General features: G+C 60.3%; 6 protein-coding genes and 1 riboswitch. Of the genes, 3 read left to right on the top strand and 3 right to left on the bottom strand.

Features of this window, described 5'->3' with window-relative positions:
• Nucleotides 1-93: 93 nt before the first annotated feature.
• Nucleotides 94-1311 carry an N-acetyldiaminopimelate deacetylase gene (locus GPK42_RS02195; RefSeq protein ID WP_252200039.1) on the bottom strand — a complete coding sequence of 406 codons (1218 nt, stop codon included), beginning with the start codon at nucleotides 1309-1311 and terminating at the stop codon, nucleotides 94-96.
• Between the two features lie 145 nt (nucleotides 1312-1456).
• Nucleotides 1457-1625, top strand: a riboswitch (Lysine riboswitch).
• Between the two features lie 65 nt (nucleotides 1626-1690).
• Here GPK42_RS02195 and dapA point away from each other — a divergent pair.
• The 3 genes from dapA to dapD are packed head-to-tail and all read left to right on the top strand — an operon-like array spanning nucleotide 1691 to nucleotide 5492.
• Nucleotides 1691-4000: a 4-hydroxy-tetrahydrodipicolinate synthase gene (gene dapA, locus GPK42_RS10010; RefSeq protein ID WP_252200038.1), complete on the top strand. Its 2310-nt coding sequence runs from the start codon at nucleotides 1691-1693 to the stop codon at nucleotides 3998-4000.
• A complete protein-coding gene (gene dapB / locus GPK42_RS02180) occupies nucleotides 3993-4733 on the top strand; it encodes a 4-hydroxy-tetrahydrodipicolinate reductase (RefSeq protein WP_215693230.1) in 741 nt (246 codons plus the stop codon). Before dapA ends, dapB begins: the two co-directional genes overlap by 8 nt.
• A 39-nt stretch (nucleotides 4734-4772) precedes the next feature.
• Complete coding sequence (dapD, locus tag GPK42_RS02175) at nucleotides 4773-5492, top strand: 2,3,4,5-tetrahydropyridine-2,6-dicarboxylate N-acetyltransferase (RefSeq protein ID WP_082437754.1); 720 nt, start codon at nucleotides 4773-4775, stop codon at nucleotides 5490-5492.
• A 255-nt stretch (nucleotides 5493-5747) separates the two neighbouring features.
• Here the strand turns inward: dapD and GPK42_RS02170 are convergent, their stop codons facing one another.
• Nucleotides 5748-6752, bottom strand: coding sequence for a nucleoid-associated protein (locus tag GPK42_RS02170; protein WP_215693229.1), 1005 nt, complete (start codon nucleotides 6750-6752; stop codon nucleotides 5748-5750).
• A gap of 111 nt (nucleotides 6753-6863) precedes the next feature.
• A complete protein-coding gene (locus GPK42_RS02165) occupies nucleotides 6864-7898 on the bottom strand; it encodes an Mbeg1-like protein (RefSeq protein WP_252200037.1) in 1035 nt (344 codons plus the stop codon).
• Nucleotides 7899-8065 lie beyond the last annotated feature (167 nt).

The following is an 8065-nucleotide window of genomic DNA, read 5'->3' as shown; positions in this document are numbered from 1 at the left end:
TCTCCACCGTTCCTTCAACTGGGAAAACGGCGCCCCCGGACCCCAGGAGGGGCCGCGGGGGCGTTCGGCTAACTGCGGGAATGGCCTATTTGCTCAATGTGTTCGGCTGAGATCGGAAATCAACCAGTCAAGCGAAAGTAATCGTTTGTAGACATCGAGGCCTTTGAGTAGGATTTCCTCGTCGAAGAGCATGCTATCGGTATGCAGAGCGCTTGTGGCATAGGCGGGGCAGCCATCCGAATCACTCGGGTTGTCTTGGTCCTCTGGCATGCCCGTGCCCAGCAAGAAGAACACGCCCGGCAGATGGCGCTGATAGAAAGCAAAGTCCTCGGCAATTAACAGCGGCTCGTCCACAAGTTGCAGCTCGGACAAGGCAGGCGCAATGCAGGCAAACAACTCGGGGTCGTTATCGACCGGTGGATAGCCCTCGGCGAAGTCGAGATCATACGTGCAGCCCGTTGCGGTGCACGCTTCGTCGAGCACACGGCGCACGCCCTCGCGCGCACGGTCGAACATAGCGTCTGTAAACACGCGCAAGCTACCAGCAACATGGGCCTCCCCCGCCACCGCATTGCAGACGGTACCGGCCTGCAGCAGACCAAACTTGCCGATACAGGGCTCGTCGGTGCCCAGCTCGTCCATCAGTTCGCGCTCGGCAACCAAAAACTTCGCCGCCGCCAACGCGGCATCGTGCGACTCCTCAACCGGCACACCATAAGTCTTAGCGATATGGATGCTCGTCCCGTGAATATGAATGTGTGTCTCACTCGAACGCGCCAGCAGCGGACCGGAACAACTCGCCAACGTGCCGGCAGGCAGATCGGGCCACACATGGAAGCCAAAAATGCGGTCAGCCCCATAGCGCTCGAACACACCGCTCTCGCATACCGTCTTGGCACCACCGGTCGTTTCCTCGGCCGGCTGGAACACAAAGAGAACGTTGCGCCTAATGGCGCCCGGCTGCTCGCGAATCGTACGGTCGACATACGTCGCGGCGGCAAGTGCCATGGCCATGTGTCCGTCATGTCCGCAAGCGTGCATCTTGCCGGGATGGGTCGAGGCAAAGGCCGCTCCCGTCGCCTCCGCGATGGGCAGCGCATCCATATCGGCGCGAATCGCTGTGGCATGCGCGGCACCAACGCCGGCGTCGAAGAAAGCGCAGACGCAGCTGGGGCACGGATGGGTCACCTCGCAAGCGAGCGGTGCCAACACGCCCTCGATATAGGCAATGGTTTGCGGAAGATCGAAATCGAGCTCCGGAATGCGATGCAGGTCGCGACGATAGCGACGAAGTTCTTGGAGCTCGGTCATAAAGGATCCTTCCATGGGGCATATCCATTCGCACAATATTGTGATGCAGAATTGTGACGCCCTTGTTTCTAACATATCCCTGCATTTTTTAAACGTTATATACGAATACTCTTGTTTGGTAAAGTGCAACGTGATAGGGTCTTTACCACTTGATAGAGGCGCGGGCACGAAGAGCCGCGGGCGAGCCGGCAGGCTTTGACCCCGTGGGGAGGCGAAACCCGCCGAACTGGGTTTTTCGGGCACGAACAACCTGGTGGGCCTGTGGGAAACACCCACAGGACTGTCTGCAGCAATGCGGGAGCGCTATCCGGACATTGGGTCCACGCTATGCGGATTCGATGCGCAGATGGCGCCGTCTGGATAGCGAGGTTTACGGGACATGGCATTGACCCCCAACGAGGCATATGCGGCCAAGCAGCCGTTTGTGGACAAGGAGACACTCGAGCATATCGTCGAGCAGTTCCCCACGCCGTTTCATCTATACGACGAGGCGGGCATCCGCCGCAACATGCAAGAAGTGCGCGACGCCTTTGCATGGAACCCGGGCTTTAAGGAATACTTTGCCGTCAAGGCCAACCCCAACCCGGCGCTCATCTCCATTCTCAACGAATACGGCTGCGGCTGCGATTGCTCGAGCTATACCGAGCTCATGATCGCCCGCTCGCTGGGCATCACGGGACACGACATCATGTTCTCTTCCAACGACACGCCGGCTGCCGACTTTGAGCTCGCCAACAAGCTGGGTGCCATCGTCAACTTTGACGACATCAGCCACATCGAGTTCTTTGAGCGTGTTGCGGGGCCCATCCCCAAGACGGTCAGCTGCCGCTTTAATCCAGGCGGTCTGTTCCAGCTCTCCAACGGCATCATGGACAACCCGGGCGACTCCAAATATGGCATGACCACCGAGCAGCTCTTTGAGGCCTTCCGCATGCTCAAGGCCAAGGGCGCCGAGAATTTTGGCATCCATGCCTTCCTTGCCAGTAACACCGTCACTAACGACTACTATCCCAAGCTCGCACGCATCCTCTTTAAACTTGCCGTGCGCCTGGAGCGCGAGACCGGCGCACATGTCGCCTTTATCAATCTGTCCGGCGGTGTGGGTATCCCCTACCTGCCCGAGCAGCAGGCTAACGACATTCACGCCATCGGTGAGGGCGTACACGCAGCCTACGACGAGATTCTGGTCCCCGCCGGCATGGGCGATGTGGCGATCTGCACCGAGATGGGTCGCTTTATGATGGGCCCCTACGGATGCCTGGTCACCAAGGCCATCCACGAGAAGCAGATCTACAAGGACTATATCGGCGTGGACGCCAGTGCCGTCGATCTGATTCGTCCTGCCATGTATGGCGCTTACCACCACATTACGGTGATGGGCCAGCCGGGTGGCGACGACAAGACCACAGCGCCCGTCACGAACACGTACGACATCACGGGCAATCTGTGCGAGAACAATGACAAGTTCGCCATCGACCGCGAGCTTCCGCATATCGACATGGGCGACCTGCTCGTGATTCACGACACCGGCGCGCATGGCCACTCTATGGGCTACAACTACAACGGCCGCCTGCGCTCCGCCGAGGTCCTGCTGCGCCCCGATGGCTCGGCAGACCTCATTCGCCGCGCCGAGCGTCCGGGCGATTACTTTGCCACGCTCGACGTGCTGCCGTGCGGCCGCGAGCTGCTGGCCAAATCGCGCGCCGAAAGCGCCCGCCGTCGTGCTCAGGACGAGCGCCTAGCAGTCGCCGCCAAATGGAACAAACGCGTCCAGATCGCGGAAGCGAAGGAGAAGAACATGGATATCCGCAATCTCGAGGGCTCAATCGTCGCCCTTGTCACGCCGTTTAAAAAGGACGGCAGTGTCGACTTTGACGCGCTTGAGCGCCTTATCGATTTCCACCTGCAAAATGGCACTGACGCCATCCTCACCCTGGGCACCACCGGTGAGAGTGCCACGATGACCGATGACGAGGACAACTCCGTCGTCGCCGCTGTGGTCAAGCATGTTGCAGGACGCGTCCCCGTTATTGCCGGCTCGGGCTCCAACTCCACGCAGACCATGCTCACCAAGTCGCTCACCTATCAGGGCCTGGGCGCCGACGGTCTGCTGCTCATCACCCCCTACTACAACAAGTCCAATGAAGAGGGTACCTATCAGCACTTTAAGACCGTCGCCGATGCCGTGGACATCCCCTGCATCCTGTACAACATCCCCGGCCGCTGTGGCTGCGGCATCAGCGAGCGCAACGTAGAACGCCTGGCCGCGCACCCCAACATCATGGGTATTAAGGAGGCCTCGGGCAACGTCGCCTACGCGGCCAAGATCGCCCACCTGCTGTCAGACGACTTCCGCATGTACTCGGGCGAGGACGCGCTTACCGTACCGCTCATGAGCCTGGGCGCCTCGGGCACCATCAGCGTGTGGGCCGATGTTCAGCCGCAGCTCGTGCACGACATGTGCCGCGCCTATCTGGACGGTGACGTGGCACGCGCCCGCGATATCCAGATTGCCGGCCAGCCGCTCATCAATGCCCTCTTTAGCGAGGTCAACCCCATCCCCGTCAAGGAAGCGCTCGCCCAGATGGGCATGATCGAGGCAAACTACCGTATGCCGCTGTGCCCCATGGCAGACGACACGCGAGCCGCACTTACCGATGCTCTGAAGGGAGCTGGTCTGCTTGATTAAGACCGTCATTATGGGAACGGGCCGCATGGGCTCGCTCATCCGCACCACCGCCGAGGGCGTTGTCGACGCCGCCGGTCAACCCGTTTTTGATATCGTGGCCCAGATTGGCTTCGATTTGAGCAAGCTCGAGAACGCACCGGCTGCCGATGTGATTATCGACTTCTCGAACGTCGCGACCTTCGACGCCGTCGTCGCCTATGTCGAGCGCACGGGCGCGGCGTTGGTCTCGGGCACCACAGGCTACACCCCCGAGCAGATGGACCGCCTGCGTGAGCTGGGCCAGAACACCCGCGTTATGCACTCGGGCAATTACTCCATCGGTATCGCAGCCCTGCGCCATCTGGTAGCGCAGGCTACACGCGAGCTGCCCGGCTTTGACTGCGAAATCGTCGAGACGCACCACAACCAAAAGGTCGATGCCCCCAGCGGCACTGCCAAGCTACTGCTCGATGCCGTCGTCGAAGCTGAGCCCGAGGCAGGCTACCACCCCGTCTATGGCCGCGAGGGCATGTGCGGCGCGCGTGACCCCAAGGAGATCGGTATGCACTCGCTGCGCGGCGGCACCGTCGCCGGCGTGCACGAGGTAAGCTTTTTCGGCCAGGACGAGGAGGTCACGCTCACGCACCGCGCCACGAGCCGTCAGATCTTTGTCAACGGCGCCCTGGCAGCCGCGCAGAAGCTCGTCGCCCGCGAACCCGGCTTCTATACGTTCGACCAGGTCATGTTTGCCTAACCAGGTATCAACCGAACCCGCCCAAAGGAGAGATAGCAAATGAGCAACGCAGCCGAGATGGATGCACAGGAGATTATCAACTACATCGCCACCGCGCCCAAAAAGACGCCCGTCAAGCTGTACGTGCGCGAGAAGCCCGGCATGAAGGTTGCCTGGGGCGACGCACATGTCTACGGCGGTCGTCGCGGCAAGACCGTCTTTGGCGACTGGGATGAGCTTAAGGCCATCCTGGACGCCAACGCCGATTCCATCGATTACTACGACGTGGAGAACGATTGCCGCAACTCCGCCGTGCCCATGCTCGACCTTAAGGGCATCAACGCCCGCATCGAGCCGGGCGCGATCATCCGCGACCGCGTCGAGATTGGCGACCGTGCCGTCATCATGATGGGCGCCATCATCAACATCGGCTCCGTTATCGGCGAGGGTTCCATGATCGATATGGGCGCCGTGCTAGGCGGCCGCGCCACCGTGGGCAAGAACTGCCACATCGGCGCTGGAACCGTGTTGGCAGGCGTCGTTGAGCCCGCAAGCGCCACGCCCGTCATCATCGAAGACGACGTCATGATCGGCGCCAACGCCGTGGTCCTGGAGGGCGTACGCGTGGGCAAGGGCGCTGTTGTTGCCGCCGGCGCCGTGTGCGTCGAGGATGTCCCCGCCGGTGCCGTCGTGGCCGGTGTCCCCGCCCGCGTCATCAAGATGCGCGACGAGAAGACCGACAGCAAGACCGGCCTGGAAGAGGGCCTGCGCCAGCTTTAATAGTTACGGCGTTTTACCAAACGCCGTAACGACCCGACGCTGCAAACGCCCCTAGGCGGCAATCTGACGTTCAATCGTCGGGCATGACCAGAAGGTCAATGCCCTCCTCTTTCGCGTCACCTTGCTCGCCTAGGGGCGTTTTCGCTGACGTATGCCCAACCTGCGGCGCAATGTCAGCAACCAAGCCGAAAACAAAAAAGGCCGAAGTCCCGAAGGGCTTCGGCCTTTGCTTTCTCGCTGTAGGCGCAACGCAACTTATCGATTCTCGATGCTACCGATATTTTTGAGCTCGATGGAGATGAGGCCGTTAGGCTCATTGACGAACTCGATGTACTCGGAGTTGGAACCCATCTCGGCCGGGAAGCTGATCTCGATACCCGTATCGGTACGAATCTTATGATTGCGCACCGCCGCGCGCTCGACCTGCTTGCGCTCCACGGGAACGCGCTCGGGAACCTTCTCCTCGGTCAGTGCCGCGCGCACACTTTCCTTGATGACCGGTTCGTCCTCAAAGACCTCGTCCACGATATCCCAGGGCGGCAGCTCCTCGTCATCCTCGACCTTCTCGGCCACAGCGGCCTTAACCTTGGCGAGCGCCACGGCCGTGTTGGCGCCGTGCTCCTCGGCGACTTCCTCGACCACACGCGTCACGGTGTCGATGACCTCCTTGCCCGACACGCCCGTATCGCACTGCAGCAGACCGTCGGGAATGAGCATACGGTCTTCGCCGGCAATCTTGCGCTTCTTATCCACATAGCCGATCTCCATGGTGCTTGCACGCACGATGGCATAGCTCGGCACCTTTTGCGAGGGGTTCGGCAGAATGGCGAAATGGCGCGCGATGTCGTTACGCACCTCCCCCTCCTCGCGGCCCACTTCGTGCATAAAAGCCTGCTTGGAGCCCAGCAGCATCACGGCAAACCAGCGGGCATCCTCATCGTCGTCAAAATCGGCCACGAGCACGTCGGTGGACTCGGCTTTCTCGGCTTTGGTGAGCTCGGAGGAGATAAACTCCGCAATCTGCTGCGACAGGTCCACGAACTCGCGCTCGCCAAAGAAATAGCCCTTGAGCTCGCCGCCAAACGCAGAGTTCTCGGCAAACGTGGCGCGTTTATTGTCGGCCGAGGTACGTGCGCGGCGCAGATGCGTGGTCACGAAGTTGCGTACGGTACGACTCTCGATATCGAGCTCGCGCTGGCTCATAACGTTGACGGCAGAGTCAAAGTCCAGGATATGCAGAATCGCGTGATTGATTTTCATATACGGCATTCCGTTCTAGATCGATTTCGGCACGAACCAGTATAGCGGTCAAGCCCTCCCCGAGCGCATCGAAGATTGGTGCATCGGGGACAGGTTGCTTTGCACCAATGGCTAGCGCAGAAGCTCGGACTGCCACGCCTCGAGTTGTTCTGCCAGACTCTTACCGGCTGCGGGCATGTCGATCTGGGGTCGTTTGGGCAGCAGTGCGCATTTAAGGATTGCCGCGATGGTCTGCGAGACAAAGCGTCGCGTATCCTTGTCAAAGCCTTGCGCAGCCTGGAGCATCACGGGCAGGCTTTCGCGCAGATTTCCAACGATATCCGCAAACCGCTCAGCACCCGTAGCCTCAAACACGGAGAACAACGCATCTACAAAACGCTCGCGCTCGCTAGGCCCCACTGCAAGCAGCATCTCGCGAATGGAGCCATCAACGTATCGAGCACCGGCGGACAGGCGCTCACAGTACACGAAGTCGCGACCATCAACCACCCAGCTAAAGGGATTGTGCTGCAGCAGGCTGAACTCGGTGCTCTCAACGATGGCATAGTCCTCCTGTGTCTCGAACATCATGCCAAAGATCGACGACCGAGGTAGCGTCTTGTCGATTCGACCGGAAAGATCGGCAAAGGCGTTGCCGTTCAGAAACTCCTCGACGAAGCCCGGACCATCATGGGAATACACCCGTTCGATTCGCTCACGGGCGACATCGGAGCACATCGCCGCACCGTACACCGCAAGGTTTCCACCCTTGGAATGACCTCCGCACAAAAGCGGCCCGTCGATCGCATCCGCCGCCTCGTCCACATAGCGCGCCGCGGATTCCTGGGCCGGCACAGGACACCGGAATGCCATGTTAAAGTCCTCTTTCCAGCCCACAATCGTACTGTCGGTCCCCCGAAAGGAAAGATAACTAAACCCCGCCGGAAACCGGAACGCCATGGCTGCAAACTGCTCTGTCGCCACCACATCGCTCACGGCACGATAGCCGCAAACGTGTACGCCACGGTAGCGAGGGCTTGCTGCCACGGCCTCCAACAAGGCTCTGCTCCCCTCCGGGTCCCACAAATCGTCAATCATGTCCCGGTAGCACTCGGCACGCAGCAGCTCGCGTACGTCTAGGCCCTGCCAGTTCGTCAGCTCCGCCATATCACCCGGCAAACGCAAATAGGACAACCACGCAAAGACCAGGCTATCCACCGCGCAGAACGGCCGCTCCTCAAACGGATCAAACGCCGTTGTTAGCGCCGGAATAATTTAGCCAAATATAGTCGGCCGAGATTGACCAATCCCGGCCGACCCATTTTAGCCAACAC

Source organism: Collinsella aerofaciens (assembly GCF_018785265.1).
Classification (GTDB): Bacteria; Actinomycetota; Coriobacteriia; order Coriobacteriales; family Coriobacteriaceae; genus Collinsella; species Collinsella aerofaciens_AI.
This window is presented reverse-complemented; position numbering and strand designations above follow the sequence as displayed.